Genomic DNA, 21,723 nt, shown 5'->3' with positions numbered 1-21,723 from the left:
TACCATATAGCAGAGGTGCTTTTTTCATTATTTCTTCACAACAATGGTACTTGCAATCAAATCGTGAAGTGCTTGTTTTTTTTCTGTGAAGAAAGCAATGATATAGCCAATATATAAGATCGGAGACAAAAAGCCTTTTGCAAAGAAGCGGCCAGTTGCACGGCCAAATGTGACCTTTTCGCCTGTGACTTTTGTTACTTTGATGCCGAGAGCCATCTTTCCAAGTGTTCCTTGCAATTTTGATGATTCCATGATGGCGTAATAAAGCCATGTCACCACGGTACCCATCAAGATTGCCCCTATATAGAAAAAGATCAGTCCCATAATAGCTTCCCACTCCTCATCCGTTATGACGGTTGAAGAATAGTAATAACTGTCGTCATCCATCATCATTGCTGCCTCTGGGCTTGAGATAAAAAAGACTGACGCCAAAATAAACATGATAAATGCAATTGGTACACCGATAATGATACCGTCCAAAAGGTGTGCAAGAAAACGATAGCCTACACCTGCTAGCTCAGGATGCTTCTTTTCTTGAATGTGTGGTTCTGTTATGTTGGTTTCCATCCTATTTCTCCTTTATTATGTATGTTTTCTATAAATTTCTTATAATCATTCGTTATTATATCCTATGAATATAGCAAGATCAATGGAGCTTTACACTTTTACATACATTTTAGATCAGTTTGATCTAAGCGATTTATGTGAATAAATACTGAAAATTTGTGAAAAACATGGCACTTCTAGTTCTTTTACCTCCTGATTTTTTAACATTTTGTGATATTTTCGTCTTGTTTCCATTCTTCTGTTGACAATGATTCTTCAAATGGTACAATAGTCAAGGATTTTTTAAAGAAAGGTGTTCATGATGGGAACTGTCGTATTATTAAAGAACAACGAAATGACTGTAATTGAAGATATTTGCGAGGCTGATTTTTTAGATATGAAGCATGGTTTGTCAAATGATGACACAGCTTATATCTCTTGGTATGAAGACTACGATACTGCTTATGGATATTGATTTCATTTCATAGATGAAGCGTAAAAAAAGGCGATACAACCTGAGAATAGGTTGATCGCCTTTTTTACGTTTGTGCGCTTCTTTCACTTTCAGGTTCCACATGAATAAAGATTTGTGCATGCGGAAATTCCAGCTGAATCTTCTCTTCAATTCGATCACATAATTGGTGCACATCTTCAATCGTTGTCTTTCCATCTACAATCAAATGAAAATCAATATATTCCTCGGCACCAGACCGCCTTGTTCGAAAGTCATGATATTCAATAAATTCTTGACTAAATCCTTGAATGATCGCTTCGATTGATTGTTCTTCCTCTGGTGTTAACCGAGCATCAACAAGCGGCGGGAAGGCTTCCTTCATGAGTTTAAACGCTTCACGCATAATAAAGAGAGCCAGAACCATTCCAATGATCGGATCTAGGAAATACCAGTCGGTTAATGCCACAAGCAATAAACTAAATGCCACCCCTAATGACGTAAACACATCCGTTAAAAGATGCAGTGCATTTGATTTCATGGCAACTGAATGTACTCGCTCAGCCTCTTTGTTCACAACCCTCGATACAACAAAATTGATGAGCGCGCCTAGCAGCATGACCACAATGCCAAGCACAGGCAGCTTGACTGGCTCTGGATGCATTAATTTGTGAACACATTCGTATATAATCCAAATGCCAGCAACGAAAATCAGCAGTGTCTCAATCGTTCCAGAAATATTTTCGACTTTTCCATGTCCATAAGGATGTTTAGAATCTGCTGGCTTTCTTGAAATACGAACAGAAATAAATGCAATAAACGATGCCATTAAATCGAGAAACGAATGAATGGCTTCTGATAAAACCGCGACAGATCCGGTTAATAGACCCACAATGATTTTTAAGATGACAACAAATGTGTTGCTCAGCACGGATAGAAACGCGATTTTCGATGTCTTCGCTGATTGTTCCATCTATCGTCCTCCTTTAGGAGATCGTATGTCTATGAAAGCAATTCCCATGACCCTGATTCTCACGTTCTTTCAGTTTACGCAGTTTTGCCGTTTTCTAATCATCTTCATCACAGCCTGTATTTTCTCTTGAGGTTACGCTATAATAAATGTTGCTCTTTCTTTAATATATCACTCATGCGGTGATGGATAGGAGAATAGACTACATATAACGATATCCAGTGCCTTTCGCAGGTGACATTTATGCAGTGAATGGTAAAATAGGATAAAAACATAAATTTTTAAGGTGATGAGAAATGGAGCATTTGCTGAATCCAAGAGTAAAGGATATTGAAATTTCAGGCATTCGAACATTTTCAAATCTCGTATCGTCATATGAAGATGTCGTTTCATTGACGATAGGCCAGCCCGATTTTTATACGCCGCATCATGTCAAAACAGCTGCCAAAGCAGCCATTGACGAGAATTACACCTCATACACTCACAATGCTGGTTTCCTAGAGCTAAGACAAGCGATCCAGCATTATATCAAGAAGAAAGTGAATCTTGATTATGATGCAGAGTCAGAAATCATTGTGACGACAGGTGCAAGTCAAGCAATCGATGCTGCGTTTCGAACCATTTTAACAGAAGGCGATGAGGTCATTTTACCTGGACCTGTATACCCCGGATATGAACCGATCATTCGAATGTGCGGTGCCATGCCCGTACATATTGACACAACGAATGCCGGCTTTAAATTGAATGCCAAGCTGATTGAGGATGCGCTAACGGAAAAGACAAAGTGTGTGGTTCTTCCTTACCCTTCAAACCCGACTGGTGTCACGCTTTCAGAAGAAGAATTGAAAGAAATTGCCCAGCTCCTTGAAGGAAAAGACATCTTTATTTTATCCGATGAAATCTACAGCGAGCTGACATTTGACCGGCCGCATCATTCAATTGCCTCTTTCTTAAAAGAACAGACCATTGTCATCAATGGACTGTCTAAATCTCATAGCATGACTGGATGGAGAATTGGCTTTTTATTTGCTTCAGCTCCAATTGCTAAACATGTATTAAAAGTACATCAATATAACGTGTCTTGTGCCTCGGCTGTCTCACAAAAGGCGGCACTTGAAGCTGTGACAAATGGTGTGGATGATGCACTGATCATGAGAGAGCAATATAAGAAAAGACTCGATTATGTATATGATCGGCTCATTTCTATGGGGCTTCCGGTGATTAAACCTTCTGGCGCTTTTTATATTTTTCCATCCATTGAATCGTTTGGGATGAGTTCCTTTGATTTTTGCATGGAGCTGTTAGAAAGTACAAGACTTGCGGTCGTACCAGGCTCTGCTTTCTCTCCACTCGGCGAAGGGTATGTGCGCCTGTCTTACGCTTATTCACTTGAAACGCTGAAAGAAGGACTTGACCGGCTAGAACAATTTGTACTCGAAAAACGTTCCATTCATTCGCTAGATTGAAACAACGGCTCTCTTGCCGTTGTTTTTATTTTGCAGGAAACATGATGTGAAATACGGTGCCCTTTTCAGGCTGACTATCCACACGGATCGTCCCGTTATGATTTTCTAAAATATTAAATGTGACCATGAGGCCAAGTCCTGTTCCTTTTTCCTTTGTGGTTAAAAAGGGCTCTCCAATCCGCTTCATCACCGATTCAGGAATGCCGATCCCTTCATCACGAATCGTGACAAGTATTCCATCATCTTCTGCTTTGGCTGTGATGTCTACCTTTCCTCCGTCCGGCATGGATTCTACGGCATTTTTGATTAAATTGATAAACACTTGCTTGAGCTGATTTTGATCCCCGTTCATCAGGAGACCCTCCTCTATCTCACTTGTGTTCATTAAAATACCATTTAAGTTCGCTTGTGTTTCTAACAAGGCTGTGACTTCGCTGATGATTTTTTTCAAATCAAGCGTCTGCATTGAGGACGTTTGCTGCGGTTTCGCCAGCATTAGCAGCTCACTCAAGATAATTTCTATTCGGCTCAGCTCAGAGAAAACAATCTCGAAGTATTGATCGCGATCTTTTGTTTTCGGTTTAATGAGCTGTAAAAAGCCTTTGATGGCGGTCAATGGGTTTCTGATTTCATGTGCAATGCCAGCCGCCAATTGGCCTGCAATCGATAATTTTTCAGAGCGGAGCATGAGCTCTTCTGTCTGCTTACGTTCGGAGATATCTCTTAAAATAATTTGAACCGCTGTTTCTCCAAAAAATGTAGTTGGGATACAGACCATTTCTGTATAAATCAGCTTATGTTTAAACGTATGACAGCTCATTGTGACAATCTCAGAATCTGATGCTCTTTCAATAATACGAGATAAACTCTTTTTGACCTTTTGCTGATCACAGGAATGAATTTGATGAAAGATATCCTTTCCTATTAATTTATCGTAATGCTCGGCTTCAAATAATTTAATGCCAGATTCATTCATAAACACCCACTTGTGATCATGGATGACCGCAATCGTATCAATGGAGTTTTGAATGAGCAGCTGATACCTCTCCCGGCTTTTTTGAAGAACGGTTTGAAATTTTTTACGGGATGAGATGTCCACGAGCAGTAAAAGCTCTGCCCGCTGATTTTGATAAATCGTCGGTGATGACTTTACCTCAATATGAATACTGCTCCCATCTTGACGCTTCCATATCTGTTCAATCATTCCGACTGGAAGGCCTTGCTGCAGCCTTGTTATTCGGCTTCTGACAATATCATGGTACTCTTCAGCAATAAAATCAAACGCGGACTTGCCGATCATGTCATCTCTTGCACTTACCCCCATTAATTGCAGCATCGCATCATTCGCATACACAATTTTCCCTAAAGTCGTAATACATAACGGATTTGGCAGCATGGCAATCAATTGTTCAGCTTCACCGACATTTTGGAAAGCCGGCAGACTGCCTAACGACTGTTCTGCTACTTTTGATGTTGTTTGAAATGCTGCTTTTTGGGGCTCAGTATCCAGCACCCTCATTTTCAGGATCATTTCTCTACTTACTTCGTTGTCTAACCCATCACAAGCAACAAAATCAATGCTTGCTTCGATCCATACAGCTGTCAGATCACTTCTTAGCAGTCTAAAGTGGCAAACCTCTAGCATGTGCTGATTGTAAAAATAACTTTCGACGAGAAATTGATCTTCGGTATGAACAAAGTCTTTCAAAAAACACCCTAGTAAATCCTTTTGTTCATAGAGCAAAAGCTGCTTACAGTTGGAAGAAATGTAGAGAAAGCGGCCATTAGAAGAAAGAACGGCATGTAAATCGATGTTCGAATACAATTGATTCGAATCTTTCATTTGTTGTTCCATCGTCGTCCGACCCTCCTTTTCATTTTTTAGGGTTGTCCTTAGATTGATGTATAAAAAAGATTCGCTAGAAAACCCGTATTTTCCTTCTGTCATCGAGGGAAACGTCCATATTTTCAGCAAAAAGGGAGCACTTTCTGCTGCTGTGCTCCCTGCGGTTTATTGTTTTTCATATTTCTTTTGTAATTCAACGTACTTATCCACAATTTTACTCGGGATGTTTTTAATAACAGGATCCTTATCTGAGACATAAGGTGTCACGACACTAAACGCCACCTTTGGATTAGAAGAAGGATAATATCCTCCAAAGGTTAAGTTGTACGTTCTATTTCCCCACCAGCTGCGGTTGGCACCATAGTAGAACGTTTGCGCTGTACCTGTTTTTCCTGCGACATCATGCTGACCAAACCGGCCAGCGGCAGTTCCGCCTGTTGATGTGACCATTTTCAGTCCCGTTTTTACGCGGTCAATATCTGCTTTCGAGTTGTTAATCGTATTCAGCACTTTCGGCTCATATTTTTTTACGACTGGGCCTACTTCATCCTTCTTCGTTGGAAGATGAACACTTTTCACTACTCTTGGCTGAATACGGCTTCCTCCATTGGCGATCGTTGACATGTATTGTGCCACTTGAAGCGGTGTATACGTGTCATACTGACCAATTGCTTCATCAAGCAAGAGTCCGCCGACCGTCTTAGGATGCGTCTGCATCCCGCTTGATTCCTGCGGCAGATCGATCCCCGTTTTCACGCCAAGACCGAATTGCGCATAGTAGTTTCTCATTTTTTGTAAGTGCTCAGGCCTTGCAGGTAACGGACCATCCTTTTGATAGGTGATGCCCGCCATTCTCATCGCTACTTGGAACATGTAGACGTTGGAACTTTTTTGGAGTGCTTGAATGTCGTTAACCCATCCAAGAACTTTGTAAGACTGTTTCGGCTTTCCATTACTCCCTGCAAAATAGAGCGGTGTATCCATATAGGCTTGGTTGTGTGACATCCCGTCCTGATAACCGCCAAGTACTGTGGCTCCTTTGACAACAGAGCCCATTTCGTACTGGGTCGTAAATGTTCCGATCGCATAATCTGTGACGTCTCTGCCGTCCATTTTCTTGCCTGACATGGCGAGAACATCCCCTGTGTGAGGGTCCATCATGACGACAAAGGCACGATCCATCATATAGTTTCTCGCGCTGGCGGATCTAAGCTCTGATTCAACGATTTTGTCGACTTCCTTTTGCAGCTCCATATCAAATGTCAGCGCAAGATCAAGTCCTCTTCGTCCTTCTGTCCGCTTGATTTCATCGAGCAGCTTCCCGCCAACCTGTGTATATTGAACGGTCGCTTTCTCTGGGTTTAGAAAATCCTCGTATTGATATTCTAAATAGCTCTTCCCTACCCGGTCATTTCGCGAGTAGCCTCTTGCCATATAGTAATCTTCACGCTCTTTAATGATTCCTTGCTCTGGTGTAGTCACACCGCCAAGTACATTATAAAGGGTCTTTTCATACGGATATTTTCTTGTCCAGTCGTTGATGACGTTCACACCAGGCAGTTCATCAAGATGCTCTGAGACAAGTGAAATTTCTTCATATGTCAGGCTTACGGATGAAGTTTGTTTTGATTCTTTCGTTTCATCGAGTAAAGCCACTTTTTCGTCCCCTTTTTTCTCTTCGTTTGGGTTCATTGCCTTCACGATTTGGGGCTCAAAGGCATATCCGCCTGTAAATCTACGGTAGATCGCTGCAACAGCTTTTTCCTCTGCATCCTTTTCGATCGCTTTGACTTCTTTCTTTGGGACACGCTCTACTTGAAGCGGATAGACATCCTTTGCATCGATATCTTTTTTCTCCGCTTTTGAAATGAGTTTATCCGCTTCTTTCGGATGGCTCGCCAGCCAAAAATCTCGAATGTCACGCTCTCTCAAAAAATCAGTATCCATTTTTATATAAGTCGCAAGTTTTCTTGCTACCTTAATCTTATCCTCCGCTTTCACACCGCTTTCTGATGTATAAACGATGGCAGGTACACTTTCGTTATCAACGACGACTCTTCCTCTCGCGTCATACATTTTTCCTCTTGGAGACGGGTATGATGCTGTTTTGACCTCTGTTCGGTTGGCTTGCTTTTTATAATCTTCACCATTGACGATTTGCAGCACACCCAGCTTGATCACAAGTCCAGCAAATAAACTAAATACAGCGAAGAAAAAGAGATTAATTCTCCAGGCGTTCCGGCGCTTGATTTTTTTTTGCTCGGCAGCACCTTGATGCTGTTTCTCTCCCACTTATGTAGCTCCTCTCATCCTTTTCAATCTTTTACAATTACCACTCATTATTGTAACACTTTTGTAATAGTTGTTACAGCGAAACGAGTGAAAAAAAGCTGTCAATCCCTAATCTGCAAAAAAATATACTAACACTTTAAAATATTGGTATGTTTATGTCGTTTTCTTTAAATGGAAGAATTCCCTATCCTTTGATATGAAGCGGCTCTTACGATGACTTTAACAAAAATGACAAACTTGCATTGTCAATGGAGGATGCTGGTACGTTTATAACAAAAAGTCCATGTTATGATTTTTTGTGAGAAAACAAAACAAAGATTTTAGGAGGAGTTACAATATGAAGAAGAAATCATTCTTTTTTTCAGCGCTGACAGCTGCTGCACTCATCACATTCACTGGAGGACATTCAGCTGATGCGAAGGAGCTTAACCTGAAACAAGTAATAAATGTACAGCATCAAGCCATTGATCTTCATACACTAGCAGCAAAATTACATATCTCTTCAGATGTAAACAAGCTAAGCAAGTCGAATCAAAAAGAGATCGAAGCTCTATTAAACAAACTGATCAAAAGCGGTCAACCTGTTACAGGAACAAAAGTAGTAAAAGAAGTAAACAAAGCAAAACAAGAACAAAAACAAGAATCAGTGAAAAAACCAACTGCTTCTAAACCAAGCACTCCAGCAAAAGAAAACACAAGCAGCAACACAAAAGCTGACCAAAAAGACACAACCGCATCAAAAGCAGACAGCAACTTAAATGCATTTGAAAAAGAAGTGGTTGAGCTTACAAATAAAGAGCGTGCAAAACAAGGCTTAAAGGCCCTTTCTGTTGATTCTAAATTAAGCAAATCTGCTCGCGCAAAATCTCAAGATATGAAAGATAAAAACTATTTCTCTCATACAAGCCCAACTTATGGATCTCCATTTGATCAAATGAAGCAATTCGGTATCACTTACAAATCAGCAGGTGAAAACATTGCCCAAGGTCAAAAATCTCCTCAAGAAGTTGTGACAGCATGGATGAACAGTGAAGGCCACAGAGCGAACATTTTAAACAAAAGCTACACACATATCGGTGTTGGTTATGTGAAATCTGGCAACTACTGGACGCAGCAATTCATCGGAAAATAATATCAAGAAAACCTGTCCCTATTTGGGACAGGTTTTTAGTTTGTTTTGAAGGTGCTGCAAACTATTTGACCCATAATTTATAGATGCTCTGGGTCCCGCTGTTTTCTTCGCCCTGTTCGCTCAGCTTTTCATAAAGGGACTTCGCAAGTGAGAGCCCTGGCATTTCTTCCCCCATCAGCTCTGCTTCTTCAAGTGCAATGCCCATATCTTTGATAAAATGCTTCACATAAAACCCTGGCTCGAAATCGCCTTTCAGCATTCTTGGTGCAAGGTTTGACAAAGACCAGCTGCCGGCTGCACCTGTTGTGATGCTTTTGAGCACCTGCTCTGGATCAAGCCCTGATTTTTCGGCATAAGCCATTGCCTCTGCGACACCGACCATTCCCGCTGCAATGGCAATTTGGTTACACATTTTTGTATGCTGACCGCTTCCTGCCGGTCCTTGATATTGAATGTTTTCACCCATTTGCTCAAATAGCGGCAGACAGGCTTCATAGGCTGACCTTTCTCCGCCGATCATAATGGCCAGCGTGCCATTTTGGGCTCCTATGTCTCCGCCTGATACAGGTGCATCTAATGTAAATATACCTCTTTCCTTCGCTTTCAACTCAATTTCTTTTGCAAGCTGAGGCTTCGATGTTGTCATATCAATGAGATATGTACCTGGCGCAGCATGTGCCACAAGCCCATCTTCACCTAAATAGATCTCTTCTACATCAGATGGATATCCCACCATTGTAATGACGGCATCTGCACTTTCTGCAATCTCCTTTACTGCCGGCTTCCATGATGCGCCTTTTTGAATCAATTCGTCTGCTTTTGCTTTCGTTCTTGTATAAACGATCACTTCATAGCCTGCATCCATTAAATGTCCTGCCATACTGCGACCCATTACACCGATTCCTATAAAACCAACTGTTTTGATTTTTGCCATCACTTGTTCCTCCTTAAAGAGACTTTGTCAATCCACCATCAATGATCAGTGTTTGACCTGTCATATATGTATTGGCTTCTGATAAAAGAAACACTGCATATGCTGCAAATTCCTCTGGCTGGCCGTAACGGCCAAGCGGGATCGCTCGTTCAGCCTGTGCTTTGATTTCTTCAACCGTTCGATTCTCTCTTTGTGCGCGGTGCTTTTCCAGCTGTTTCACACGGTCTGTTTCAATTTTTCCCGGTGCTAACGTATTGATCAAAATACCATCCTTTGCAAACTCCAGAGCGGCTGTTTTTGTCCAGCCGGCTATGGCCGGTCTAAATGTATTCGACAACATCAAGCCCGGGATCGGTTCTTTCACTGACATTGACGCAATATTTAACACACGTGCGCCGCGTTTTTTCAAATAAGGCAATGCCTCTTTTAATAATCGAATATAGCTGAGTAAATGAAGCTGAAATGATTCGATCCAATCTTCATCTGTTAAGGTGTCGAGCGTTCCTGTTTTAGGCCCGCCTGTATTGTTCACAAGAATGTCTAGACACTTCTCATCACCAGCCGCCGCTTGAACAAGCGCCTTGATTTGCCCGGCGTCAGATACATCACATACTTGATAAGTCAGCTGTCCTTTGACAAGCGGAGACAGCTCGTTGACTGTTTCTTTCAGCTTCTGTTCATGTCTTCCCGAGAGCATCACATCTGCTCCCTCTTTTGCTAGAGCAAAGGCAATCGCTTTTCCGATACCTTGACTGCTTGCAGCTACCAATGCTTTTTTTCCAGTTAGATTGACATCCATGTCAACACCTCCTCTAGTTTATTTTATCATACAAAAAGAACCTTGCTCACATCACAAGGTTCCTTTCCGCTCATTACACCTTAAATCGGTCAACCGCCTGACGCAGTGCCTGGCTTGATTCGTTCAGCATTTCAGTTGAGGTTTTCGTTCTTTCTAACACTTGAACTTGTTCATCTGTAGACGCATGCACTTCCTCAGCTGAGGCAGCAGATTCTTCTGAAATGGCAGCAATACTTTGAATGGAGTCACTCATCTTCTGCTGTTCTTCTGTCATTTCATTAATCTGTGTATGAATACTGTCGATTGAACCGACAAGTGCCTGCATTTCCATTGTGATGCTGCTGAGTGCCTCACCTGTTGCATTGATGGCGGCACCTTGTTCCTCATTCATTTTACTTGCTGTTGTCATCGCTTCAGCCGCCTTCTTCGATTCATCTTGAATGAGTTTGACGGTTTCACTAATGTGTTTTGTTGACTGCGCAGATTGTTCAGCAAGCTTTCTCACTTCTTCTGCAACTACAGCAAATCCTCGTCCGCTTTCTCCTGCTCTCGCTGCTTCAATGCTTGCATTTAGTGCAAGTAAATTCGTTTGATCCGAGATTTCAGAGATGGCGGTCACGACATTTTCAATATTTTTCGTTTTATGCTCAAGGTCTAGCAGCATTTGCTCAACCTTTTTCGATTCTTCACTCGCTTGTGTTGATTTTTGGACGAGCAAACCAAGTGCGTCAAGCCCTTTATAGCTTGCATCTTCAGATGATTTCGAGTTGGTTTGCATTTGTGAAGCGAGCTCACCCATATGGCGCACTTTCTCATACAAATACTCTGATTTTTCATTAATCGTTTCTGCATCTGACGCCTGCTTAGTCGCTCCTGTTGCCACCTCTTGAATGGCCGTTGCAATCTGTTCGCTAGACAGCAAAGTCTCATTTGAAATGTGGGTCACTTCATCCGCTGATTTCACAACTTGATCTGAAGCCCCCTTCACTTTTTCAATTAACTCCCTGACATCCTCGGTCATTTGATTAATGCTTTTCGTGAGGGAACCAATTTCATCTTGGGATTTCACTGCAAGCGTACTTGTTAAATCGCCTTCTGACACCTTACGCAGATGCTCTATTAGACGCTTGATTGGCGTTGTAATGCTTCTTGCCAATAAGAAGCTGAGGATTATCGCAAGAATAATGGCAATGACGGATATAATGATACTTGTCTGATTCATTTGTTCTGTGATCCAAAGCAGTTTCTTTTTCTCAAAGCTGACACCAATCGTCCAATCAGCTTCTTTGATTTTAGATATGACCGTCAGTTCTTTTCTGTCATCAATACCTGAATTGTCGATCGCTTTTTTCACAGAAGCTACTTTTGATATGTTTTTTCCTTGCTCTGTTGGATGTGCTAAAATGGTTCCTTTGCCGTCAACTAAGAAAGCGGTACCCATATAAGGAATCTTTTGTTCCTTTATATAAGATTGAATGGAGGATAATTTCAAATCAAGTCCAGCGACCCCAACGACCTTTCCGTTTCTGACAATCGCCTTTGTGGCTGAGACGACCATTTCATTTGTTGCTTTATCGATATATGGATCAGTCCAAATGACTTCGTCAGGCTTTTCAGCTGATTGGATAAACCAATCTCGTTTAGATGGGTCATACCCTTCACCAAAATCGGACTCTGGGAAGGCGAACATTTTGCCGTCACTTGTTCCAATATAGGCAAGTGAAATAAGTTCATCCTGCTCCTGCAAGCCTTTTAGTTCATCGTTTTCGAAGACTAATGTTTGTTTTGTTTGTTTTTGCGCAAAATCTTCAGTAAGTGTACTAGTTGCCAGTTTATTAATTGTATCACTGTAATTATCAAGCTTTTGTGCAATGATGTCTCTCATGCTCTCTGCCGTTGCTGCTGTGGTGGTTTTTGCATCTCGTTCAATAAGTGGTGTTAATACTATGTTAGAACCCACTTGAACGGCCACGACGGTTAAAATTAAAATAACTGAGATGAAAACAGCTATTCTCACTTGAAGTTTCTTAAACATCTCATCACCCCTACATCTACTTTCACACCTTAATTTATATATCGGCAAAATGATACCGCATTCAATAGTTGTAAGAAAATTTAAATAGAAAAAACAAGCCGTATAGGCTTGTTTCAAGTAAAATATTCAATTTTTGCAGAAGGAAAGTACTGATCTATATATGACTCTAAAGTCTTTCTTAGTTCTTGTTCCTCATCTTTTTGATAGATATATTTTCCTATTCCGTATCTTCCCCACTTGTATCTTCTTTTTTCTTCGTCCAACTCTAATTTTGATTTTGGGTAGTTTTTTTGAATCACACGCTTTGCTGGTTTTGTAAAGCGATGCTGAATCATCTCAAAGGTGATATCGTCTCTCACATCTTCAGGAAGAGCTGCATCAAGCTTTTCAAAAAGAACTTTATATCCTTCCTGCCAGCCTTCATGGATATAGATTGGAGCAACAATAAAGCCTAGAGGATAGCCTGCCTTTGCGACCTTAACAGCCGCTTCAATCCGCTGATCTAGCGGTGATGTTCCGGGCTCAAAATATTTAATGACATAATCGGCATTGATACTAAAACGGAATCTTGTCCGGCCATTATGCTTTGCGTCTAACAGATGATCAACATGATGGAACTTCGTGACAAAGCGAAGCTTTCCTAAGTCGGTCTGCCCAAAGTATTCAATCGCTCGTTTGAGTGTATGTGTCAAATGGTCAATTCCTACGATGTCTGAAGTACATGATGCTTCAAATCTCGTGATATCCGGCGCCCGCTCGTTCATGTATTGCTCTGCCTGATCTAATATTTCTTCTACATTGACGTACGTTCGAATGTACGGCTTACTTCCCATTGTTGTTTGCAAATAGCAATAATGACAATGTCCCATACACCCTGTTGCAAATGGGATTGCATACTCTGCAGATGGTTTAGACGAGTCAAACTTCAATGTCTTCCTCACACCAATAACAAGCGTTGACTTCGCATTACGATACTTTTGCAAGTCATTTTTTCCCGGAATATTTCTGACCTGGTTGTGTGAAGTCGTTTCTCTTATTTCGATTCCCATACCCTCAAACTTTTCCTTCAGCTCTCGTCCTAACGGGTACTCTAACGCCCGGGGTTCAATGTAAACAAGCTGGGGAACGAAAGGTTTGATCATATTAAGCACATCCTTACCTTTAAGGTTTTCATACCGTTACTTTAACCGCACAGGATGGCTTTTATCCTTTCTAAAATCTCCCTTATTCAAACAAGTCTTGATAAAGAGCTTCTGCTTCTTCATATGTTGGAAACACAGCATCATCAGGTGCTAGTGGATGATACGTTTCAAGTAAAAAGAGGGCAAGCTCTTCTTCGTTGTATGGATGTGAAACAATTTCTGCTTCTTTAATTTGTGCTACGTTTGCAGCATGTGGATTTCGATAAATCACATATACTTGATCACCCGGTTTGTAGTCTGAGAAAGGCAATCTGGTCACCTCCATTTTTTAATTATAGGGTGCCCTTCTCACTGCCCAATATGACTCAATATGATAAAATTCGACAAAAAAACCAGACAGTTTCACCTGTCTGGTTTTCATTCACTTAGTTCTGTTGAAACGTCTTCTTGACGAAATCAACCACTTCTTCTGTTGTGCTAAGTGATAAAATATGCTCTTTAAATGATGCAGCTTCTTCTTTAGAAAGCTTGCTTAGCTGCGTTCTAGCTGGAAGAATGGATGTTGCACTCATTGAGAATTCATCTAATCCTAATCCAAGTAGAAGCGGGATTGCGATTTCATCTCCTGCCATCTCACCGCACATGCCGACCCATTTACCCTCTTTATGCGCTGCTTCGATCACAAGCGTAATAAGACGTAAAATCGCTGGGTTGTAAGGCTGATAAAGATAAGACACTCGTTCGTTCATTCGATCAGCAGCCATTGTGTATTGAATCAAATCATTCGTTCCAATACTGAAGAAATCTACTTCTTTTGCAAATTGGTCTGCGATGACAGCTGTTGATGGAATTTCTACCATCATTCCGATTTCAATGGAATCAGAAACGTCTGTACCAGCGGCAACCAATGCTTCTTTTTCTTCAAGTAAAATGGCTTTTGCTTCTCTAAATTCTGATAACGTCGCGATCATAGGGAACATGATTTTCAAGTTTCCATATGTACTTGCACGAAGTAAGGCGCGTAGTTGTGTTCTGAAAATCTCCTGCTCTTCCAGGCAAAGGCGAATGGCTCTATAGCCAAGGAACGGGTTCATTTCTTTTGGAAGCTGCAAGTAAGGAAGTTCTTTATCGCCACCAATATCTAGTGTGCGGACAACCACTGCTTTCCCTTCCATCTTCTCTAAAACTGTTTTATACGCATCGAACTGCTCTTCTTCTGTAGGAAGCTGATCTCTGCCCATGTATAAAAATTCAGTACGGTACAATCCGACTGCTTCGCCGCCATTTTCAAGTACACCTTTTACATCTTCAGGTGTTCCGATATTTGCAGCTAGCTCTACGTGAACGCCGTCTTTTGTAACCGTTGGCTGGTCAACAAGTTTCGCCCATTCCGCTTTTTGAGCTAAGTAGTCTTCATGCTTTTTTTGATACGCTTTCACTTCATCTTCAGAAGGCTGAATGATGACGTCGCCGCTAATACCATCCACAATGATCAGATCATCGTTTTTCACCGTTTTTGTTGCTTCTTTTGTCCCAACAACTGCTGGAATCTCCATAGATCTTGCCATGATCGCTGAGTGAGAAGTACGACCGCCGATATCTGTTGCAAAGCCTTTGACAAATTGTCTGTTCAGCTGAGCAGTATCAGAAGGTGTTAAATCTTCAGCAATGATGATGACTTCTTCAGAAATCATGCTTGGGTTTGGAATGTCAACGCCTAGCAAATGGCCAGTCACACGTTTCGTTACGTCGCGAATATCCGCTGCACGTTCCTTCATGTATTCATTGTCCATTGCTTCGAACATTGTGACAAACATTGTCGCTGTTTCTTTTAAAGCAAACTCAGCATTTACTTTATCAGATTTGATTTTATCCTTTACTGGGTTTAGCAGTTCAGGATCACTTAACACAAGAAGGTGGGCAGAAAAGATATCTGCTTTGTCTTGGCCAAGCTCTTTTAGCGCATGCTCTTTAATTGCTTCAAGTTCTTGTTTAGAAACATGAATTGCTTCTTCAAAACGCTTCACTTCTGTCTCTGGATCATTGATGTCTTTTTGGTGAACTGTTAAATCTGGTTCTTCCAGACGATACGCTTTTGCAATCGCAACGCCTGCTGAAGCACCGATTCCTTTCAGTTGTTGCATTACTCGCCTAGGCCTTCACTTTTCATTGTGTCTTTAAGCGCAGCAAGTGCATCATTTTCATCAGAACCAGAAGCAGAGATTGTGATTGTAGCACCTTTCGCAATTCCTAGAGACATTACACCCATAATAGATTTCAGGTTCACTGTTTTACCATTATATTCTAAGTTGATATCAGCATCATATTTACTAGCAGTTTGTACAAGAACTGTTGCAGGACGTGCGTGAATTCCAGAATCTGCAGTTACTTTGAATGTTTGTTGAGCCATTTTTATCAATCTCCTTTTTATACAATTAATACATCCACAATATTATATCATACTGCCGAGCTTGTCATCTAACAAGAACGGCAGTTATGAAAATTATTTTGAAATTTTCATGATGTTTTCTTGTCCAGCCTTGATTTCACCGGATGCTTGAAGGTCAATAAATTGTCCTTCACTTAAGTTGGTAAATACAATTGGAGTCATCAAAGATGGTACTTCAGACTTAATTTTATCAATATCAACCTCTAAAAGTTTTTGACCGATTTCTACTTGATCTCCCTCTTGTACAAATGCTTCAAACCCTTCTCCTTTGAGGCCGACCGTATCTATTCCGAAGTGGATCAAAATTTCAAGTCCACCATCAGACTGCAGGCCAATGGCGTGTTTCGTCGGGAACACATTTAAGATCTTCCCTCTTACCGGTGAAACAACCGTTCCATCTGTTGGCAAGATGGCGAAACCGTCACCCATCATTTTCCCTGAGAATACTTGATCTGGTACATCTGTAATTGGATGAAGCTCCCCTGTAATTGGTGAAGCAAAAATTTCTTCCCCTTGCTCATTTTGAAGCGGTTTTGCAATAACTTCTTCAACCTGCTGGCTGACTTCTTCTTTTGCAGAAGGGTCTTTCGCTGGACGAGGCGTGCGGCCTGCAATGATGTCCTGCATTTGTGTTTTTAAGTTATCAGAGCGAGGGCCGAAAATGGCCTGAATGTTGTTCCCTACTTCGAGAACACCAGAAGCGCCAAGCTTTTTCAAACGGTCTTTATCCACTTTCTTCTGATCATTCACAGTGACACGTAAACGCGTGATACAAGCATCCAGGTGCTTAATGTTTTCTTGATCACCCATTGCTTCAAGGATTTCATAAGGCAAGTCATTACCTTTTTCAGACTTCGCCTCACTTGCTCCGTCTGCTGCTTCATCCTCGCGGCCAGGTGTTTTCAGATTAAATTTGCGAATAGCGAATCTAAATCCGAAGTAGTAAATGACAGCAAGTACGAGACCTACTGGAATGACGAGCCACCAAGCGGTTCTATTCGGCAGGATACCAAATAGGAAGAAGTCGATTAACCCTCCTGAGAAGGTCATCCCGATTTTCACGTTTAGAATATCCATTATCATAAAGGATAATCCAGCGAATACACAGTGAATCGCAAATAATACTGGTGCAACAAACAAGAATGAGAATTCAAGCGGTTCAGTGATCCCTGTAAGGAAAGAAGTAAGGGCCGCTGATCCCATAATTCCTGCTACTAGCTTTTTATTCTTTGGTTTTGCTTCATGGTAAATCGCAAGTGCTGCTGCTGGAAGACCGAACATCATGAACGGATATTTCCCTGTCATGAATGTACCAGCTGTCAGCTGTACACCATCTTTGATTTGCGCCATGAAAATACGCTGGTCACCACGGACAAGCTCTCCTGATAAGCTCTTGTAGCTAAAGAACTCATACCAGAATGGTGAGTAGAAAATGTGGTGCAGACCAAACGGAATTAATGATCGTTCAATGACACCGAATACAAAGGCAGCCAGCGGCTCATTCGCTGCGAGCAGTCCTGTTGAAAATGAGTTCAGTGCACCTTGGATTGGCGGCCAAATGACTAGCATCAATAGCCCTAAAATAAGTGCTGAAATAGAAGTAACGATTGGAACAAAACGCTTACCAGCAAAGAAGCCAAGATATTGCGGGAGCTCAATTTTGTAAAATTTATTATACATATAAGCTGCTAATACCCCGACGATAATCCCGCCAAAAACGCCGGTAGACAAGGTCGGTATGCCGAGCATATTAATATATGCTGGATGGCTTTCCTTGAAGAACTTAGCCAGTTTGAGTGAATCGGATGGAATGGATCCGTTAGCCATTAATACGGCACTCATCGTGACGTTCATGACAAGGTAACCGATGATAGCGGCAATCCCTGCCACTCCGTCTCCATTGGCAAGACCGATGGCAACCCCTACAGCAAATAATAGCGGAAGATTCGAGAAGACGATGTTCCCCGCATTCTCCATGACACTTGCAACAAGCTGAATTGTATCATTGCTTAAAAATTGAGCTACATCAATCAGCTGCGGATTTTGCATCGCATTCCCAAGTGCCAGTAAAATACCAGCAGCAGGAAGGATCGCAACTGGAAGCATGAGTGCTCGTCCAATTTTTTGCAACACACCAAAAAGTGATTTAAACACTGGTTGAACCTCCTTTTGTTTTCGCTTACAACATACATTTGGGATGCTCCCTGACGTACATTTCATAATTAACCGTTTACATTTCACTTTCAAACGCAAAAAAAGGCATGGTGATATAAGGTTGCGCAAATAACAGGATCTTATCCTGTATTTACCTTAAGTCACTCATGCCTGATCGAATCAGTTACACGTTTCAAGGAAACTATGAAATTTTATTTGTCAATCTGTACAGATGAAGTGTCAGGTAGACGGCCTCAGCATCCTGTACAGGCTTTTTCAATGCATGCTGCAAAATTTTGATCATTTTCCAAGCAGTATTGTAGCATAAAGGATATTCATTTTTCAATAGATGAAGCAATTTTTCTGGCTCCTCTAATGATTCTCCCCGTTTAATACGCTCAATTGAAAACGTAATATGGCGTAATAAGCGTAAATAATGAATACTTTCTCTGTCTACTTTCATATGAAATGAATCTTCAATGACTTGGACCATTTGTGTAATGAGCTGCGAATGACGGTTCACTTCAGATAATGGCCGATTCGTCAAAGCTGAATGGATATGGAGCGCTATAAAGCCAATTTCTCCTTCTGGCAGCTTCGTTTCGACATCTGGCCGCTCGTTAATCAGTTCAACGACTTCCTTTGCAACCTCGTATTCTTTCGGGTAAAGCGATTGCGTCTCAAGCATAAAAGGGTTCGTGATATCATAGCCTTGCTGCACCCGCTTAAAACTAAACGCAATATGGTCGGTCAGTGCAACATGTATATGCTCATTCAATCGTTGTCCCATTTTTTCTCGTATATGATAAATGACGTCATTGGCAAGCTCGATCATGTTCTCATCAATATGATGAAGCAGTTGTTTATATTCTGTTTGTTCCTTCGTGTTTTTTAACACAAACATTTTTTCAAACACGTCTTGATCGAGAAGATCCCCCGATTTTTTACCGAAGCCGATCCCTTTCCCAATCAGAACCACTTCGCCCAAAGAAGGGTGTCTTGCGATGATGACATTATTATTTAACGCTTTATCAACGGTGAAGGATTCCATGAACATCCCCACCTCCTTCTTTTTCAATCCCTCTTATCGTACAAAACAGATGAAACGTGCGTCAACGATTGTTTTTCAAAACGGTAGTTGTTCGCTCAATCAGACGAAATGGCAGCATTCTTTTCTCTGATTTCTCTCCTTTTAATGCTCGGTCAAACAAGTCAAACGCTTCCTGCCCCATTTGTTTGAGGGGAATATGAATGCTGGAAATCCCTAGCGCCTCACTCAATTGGTTATTTTGAAAGCTGAGTATGGCTGGTGATTGTCCTACTTTTATGTCATGACGCTGCGCCTCTAATAAAAAGCCTGCAGAGACTTCGTCATTTGTAATGAATAAAGCTGTAGGACGATTTTTCATTTTCTGCCATTCTGCAAATAAGTGCTTCCCATCAAGCAGGGATAGCTTCCCTTCGATGATCCATTCCTCATCAATGGTCTGCCCGAGGGATTGCATCATGTCTTGATAAGCTTGAAGGCGCGACTCGCTATTCGCTCCTTCTGTTCTCGCAAGAACGATCGCAATTCGTTGATGTCCGCATGCCGCCAAATGATGCAGGCCCTCCTTAAATGCATGATCATGCGCAATTGACACGGTTGAGCACTTATCGTGCGGCGCAGGATGACAAAATATAATCGGTCCTGATTCCTGCCACTTTAAAATATGCCTATCACTTAACGCATTTGAACAAAATATTAAACCATCCACACGGCGCTCTTTTAAACTCATTAACGCTTCTTTTTCTTTTAATGGATCATATCCTGTTTGAAATAAAGCAAAATGCATGCCGCGCGCCTGTGCTTTTTCTGCAATACCTGTGACGAGTGCGCTGAAATAAGAATGTTCAATGTTTGGAAGGACGATGCCAAGCATATTCGAATAGCCCTTCGCTAAATGGACCGCCTGGATGTTTCTCGTATACTTGAGCTCCTCCATCGCTTGTAGAACACGTTCCCTTTTTTCTTCTTTAACATAAGGATGCTCATTCAACACACGTGATACGGTTGTCACAGATACGCCCGCTCTTTTCGCAATCTCCCTTATGTTTGCCATTTTTTCTCCTACTTTCTCTTGATATGGTAAGCGTTTCATACTTTAAGATGTATGTGAGCTGAACAAATCACTGGATGGAAAGGGGAATTCAAGATGGGTTTCATCATATGGATTATATTATGTATGACTGTTTTGTTTTCTGCTCGTTTTGCATTACATCCTTTAGGAAAAGAACATAAAATCAAACCGTTTCAATCAATTGATGATTTTTTTGTTGATAAGGATCGAGAAGAGTGATAAAAAATCACGATGACGCTTCCAAGACCTGGACGTTCATCGTGATTTTTTTCATTACTTAATGATTGTCAGCTCTTTCGGATAATTGGTTAAAGTGACTGGACCATCTGCCGTAATGAGAACATCATCTTCAATTCTTACGCCGCCGACTCCCGGGACATAAATTCCTGGTTCAATCGTATACACCATACCTTCTTGCAGAAGGTCGTCATTTGCCTGACTCATAGAAGGAAACTCATGAACAGAAACCCCTAACCCATGTCCGAGGCGATGCGGGAAATATTCACCATATCCCGCTTCTGTGATGAGCCCGCGGGCTTTTAAGTCAAGATCACCGATTCTCACGCCAGGCTTACTCATTTCAAGTGCTGCCATTTCTGCATTTAAGACGGTTTGATAAATGTCCTTTTGTTTTTCAGAAGCTTCCTGATAGATGAATGTTCTTGTGATGTCTGAGCAATATCCATCGACAATGACACCAAGGTCAAATAACACAAAATCGCCTTTTTTTAAGGCTGCCTGTCCCGGATTTCCATGAGGCTCGCCTGATTTTTCACCAAAGAGAACCATAGTTGAAAAGGACATACCTTGAATGCCTTTTTTCTTTAGTTCATATTCTATGACAGCGAGCACTTCTGTTTCTGTGACTCCTTCTTTTAAGGCGTTAACCCCAATTTTTACACCTTCATCTGCCAATTGAGCCGCTTTTTTGAGTGTAGCAATTTCAGATTCATCTTTAATCAGTCTGAGCTGATTGAGCGCATCTTCAGCCCGGACGAACGTTTCTGCCCCGGTAACAGCTTGGAGCTGTTCAGCTCTTTGAAGCGGAATCGATTCTTTTTCAATCGCAAGACGCGCCGTTTGAATACCGCGTTTTTCTATCGCTGATTGAATGAAATCAAATGGATTCTCATGATCTTCATATCCAATAATATCGCCGGACCATCCTGCATTTTTTGCCTGCTCGACTTCCATTTTAGGCAAAATAAAAAATGGTTCTGCCTCTTGGAACACAAACAGCCCCATCACTCTTTCATGCGGCTCTGTGAAGTATCCAGATAGATAAAACACATTTTCCTTTGTATGTATAAATGCACCTTGAATGTCTTCTTTCTTAAGCCAAGAAGACAAGCTCTTCATTCGGTTCATCATGATCCTCCTCACACGT

19 protein-coding genes are annotated in these 21,723 nt (G+C 41.4%); 4 read left to right on the top strand and 15 right to left on the bottom strand.

Going from position 1 to position 21,723, the window contains the following annotated elements; translation table 11 throughout:
• Positions 1–27: 27 nt before the first annotated feature.
• Positions 28–567, bottom strand: coding sequence for an RDD family protein (locus MHI08_RS06625; protein WP_024424707.1), 540 nt, complete (start codon positions 565–567; stop codon positions 28–30).
• A gap of 301 nt (positions 568–868) precedes the next feature.
• Here MHI08_RS06625 and MHI08_RS06620 point away from each other — a divergent pair, with 301 nt between their 5' ends.
• Positions 869–1,021 carry a hypothetical protein gene (locus MHI08_RS06620; protein ID WP_162842519.1) on the top strand — a complete coding sequence of 51 codons (153 nt, stop codon included), beginning with the start codon at positions 869–871 and terminating at the stop codon, positions 1,019–1,021.
• A gap of 64 nt (positions 1,022–1,085) precedes the next feature.
• On the opposite strand, the gene MHI08_RS06615 is transcribed toward MHI08_RS06620, so the two are convergent.
• A complete protein-coding gene (locus MHI08_RS06615) occupies positions 1,086–1,970 on the bottom strand; it encodes a cation diffusion facilitator family transporter (protein WP_024424706.1) in 885 nt (294 codons plus the stop codon).
• 293 nt (positions 1,971–2,263) lie between these two features.
• On the opposite strand from MHI08_RS06615, the gene MHI08_RS06610 reads away from it, so the two are divergent.
• Positions 2,264–3,433, top strand: a complete 1,170-nt coding sequence (locus MHI08_RS06610; RefSeq protein WP_024424705.1) for an aminotransferase A — start codon at positions 2,264–2,266, stop codon at positions 3,431–3,433.
• Positions 3,434–3,458: 25 nt separating this feature from the next.
• On the opposite strand, the gene MHI08_RS06605 is transcribed toward MHI08_RS06610, so the two are convergent.
• Complete coding sequence (locus tag MHI08_RS06605) at positions 3,459–5,288, bottom strand: PAS domain-containing sensor histidine kinase (RefSeq protein ID WP_198456753.1); 1,830 nt, start codon at positions 5,286–5,288, stop codon at positions 3,459–3,461.
• A gap of 156 nt (positions 5,289–5,444) precedes the next feature.
• On the bottom strand, positions 5,445–7,571 hold the full coding sequence (locus MHI08_RS06600) for a penicillin-binding protein 2 (RefSeq protein ID WP_103132190.1): 2,127 nt from the start codon (positions 7,569–7,571) through the stop codon (positions 5,445–5,447).
• Positions 7,572–7,908: 337 nt separating this feature from the next.
• Here MHI08_RS06600 and MHI08_RS06595 point away from each other — a divergent pair, with 337 nt between their 5' ends.
• Positions 7,909–8,703, top strand: coding sequence for a CAP domain-containing protein (locus MHI08_RS06595; protein ID WP_024426851.1), 795 nt, complete (start codon positions 7,909–7,911; stop codon positions 8,701–8,703).
• 61 nt (positions 8,704–8,764) lie between these two features.
• On the opposite strand, the gene MHI08_RS06590 is transcribed toward MHI08_RS06595, so the two are convergent.
• From MHI08_RS06590 to MHI08_RS06545, 10 genes are all read right to left on the bottom strand, one after another.
• A complete protein-coding gene (locus MHI08_RS06590) occupies positions 8,765–9,637 on the bottom strand; it encodes an NAD(P)-dependent oxidoreductase (protein ID WP_056766309.1) in 873 nt (290 codons plus the stop codon).
• A gap of 13 nt (positions 9,638–9,650) precedes the next feature.
• On the bottom strand, positions 9,651–10,436 hold the full coding sequence (locus tag MHI08_RS06585) for an SDR family oxidoreductase (protein ID WP_024424700.1): 786 nt from the start codon (positions 10,434–10,436) through the stop codon (positions 9,651–9,653).
• A 73-nt stretch (positions 10,437–10,509) separates the two neighbouring features.
• Positions 10,510–12,471 (bottom strand): methyl-accepting chemotaxis protein, encoded by a 1,962-nt coding sequence (locus tag MHI08_RS06580; protein WP_342500095.1) that lies wholly within the window; start codon positions 12,469–12,471, stop codon positions 10,510–10,512.
• A 113-nt stretch (positions 12,472–12,584) separates the two neighbouring features.
• Positions 12,585–13,613, bottom strand: coding sequence for a spore photoproduct lyase (gene splB / locus MHI08_RS06575; protein WP_024424698.1), 1,029 nt, complete (start codon positions 13,611–13,613; stop codon positions 12,585–12,587).
• A gap of 82 nt (positions 13,614–13,695) precedes the next feature.
• Complete coding sequence (locus MHI08_RS06570) at positions 13,696–13,938, bottom strand: transcriptional regulator SplA domain-containing protein (protein ID WP_044331928.1); 243 nt, start codon at positions 13,936–13,938, stop codon at positions 13,696–13,698.
• 100 nt (positions 13,939–14,038) lie between these two features.
• Positions 14,039–15,757: a phosphoenolpyruvate--protein phosphotransferase gene (gene ptsP / locus MHI08_RS06565; protein ID WP_024426847.1), complete on the bottom strand. Its 1,719-nt coding sequence runs from the start codon at positions 15,755–15,757 to the stop codon at positions 14,039–14,041.
• The gene (locus tag MHI08_RS06560; RefSeq protein WP_003211078.1) at positions 15,757–16,023 is read right to left on the bottom strand and encodes a phosphocarrier protein HPr; all 267 of its coding nucleotides are present in this window, start codon (positions 16,021–16,023) and stop codon (positions 15,757–15,759) included. Before MHI08_RS06560 ends, ptsP begins: the two co-directional genes overlap by 1 nt.
• 93 nt (positions 16,024–16,116) lie before the next feature.
• Positions 16,117–18,216 carry a glucose-specific PTS transporter subunit IIBC gene (ptsG, locus tag MHI08_RS06555; protein WP_024426846.1) on the bottom strand — a complete coding sequence of 700 codons (2,100 nt, stop codon included), beginning with the start codon at positions 18,214–18,216 and terminating at the stop codon, positions 16,117–16,119.
• A 202-nt stretch (positions 18,217–18,418) separates the two neighbouring features.
• Complete coding sequence (locus MHI08_RS06550; protein ID WP_024424695.1) at positions 18,419–19,273, bottom strand: transcription antiterminator; 855 nt, start codon at positions 19,271–19,273, stop codon at positions 18,419–18,421.
• 55 nt (positions 19,274–19,328) lie between these two features.
• On the bottom strand, positions 19,329–20,318 hold the full coding sequence (locus tag MHI08_RS06545; protein WP_342500094.1) for a LacI family DNA-binding transcriptional regulator: 990 nt from the start codon (positions 20,316–20,318) through the stop codon (positions 19,329–19,331).
• A 93-nt stretch (positions 20,319–20,411) separates the two neighbouring features.
• On the opposite strand from MHI08_RS06545, the gene MHI08_RS06540 reads away from it, so the two are divergent.
• Positions 20,412–20,555, top strand: coding sequence for a hypothetical protein (locus tag MHI08_RS06540; RefSeq protein WP_162842493.1), 144 nt, complete (start codon positions 20,412–20,414; stop codon positions 20,553–20,555).
• Between the two features lie 54 nt (positions 20,556–20,609).
• Here MHI08_RS06540 and MHI08_RS06535 read toward each other — a convergent pair whose 3' ends face one another.
• Positions 20,610–21,704, bottom strand: a complete 1,095-nt coding sequence (locus MHI08_RS06535; RefSeq protein ID WP_041116464.1) for a Xaa-Pro peptidase family protein — start codon at positions 21,702–21,704, stop codon at positions 20,610–20,612.
• Positions 21,705–21,723: the final 19 nt, after the last annotated feature.

The organism is Bacillus sp. FSL M7-0791 (genome assembly GCF_038627085.1).
GTDB classification, from domain to species: domain Bacteria; phylum Bacillota; class Bacilli; order Bacillales; family Bacillaceae; genus Bacillus; species Bacillus safensis.
The sequence above is the reverse complement of the archived record's forward strand: the minus strand, read 5'-3'. Positions and strand labels throughout refer to the sequence as shown.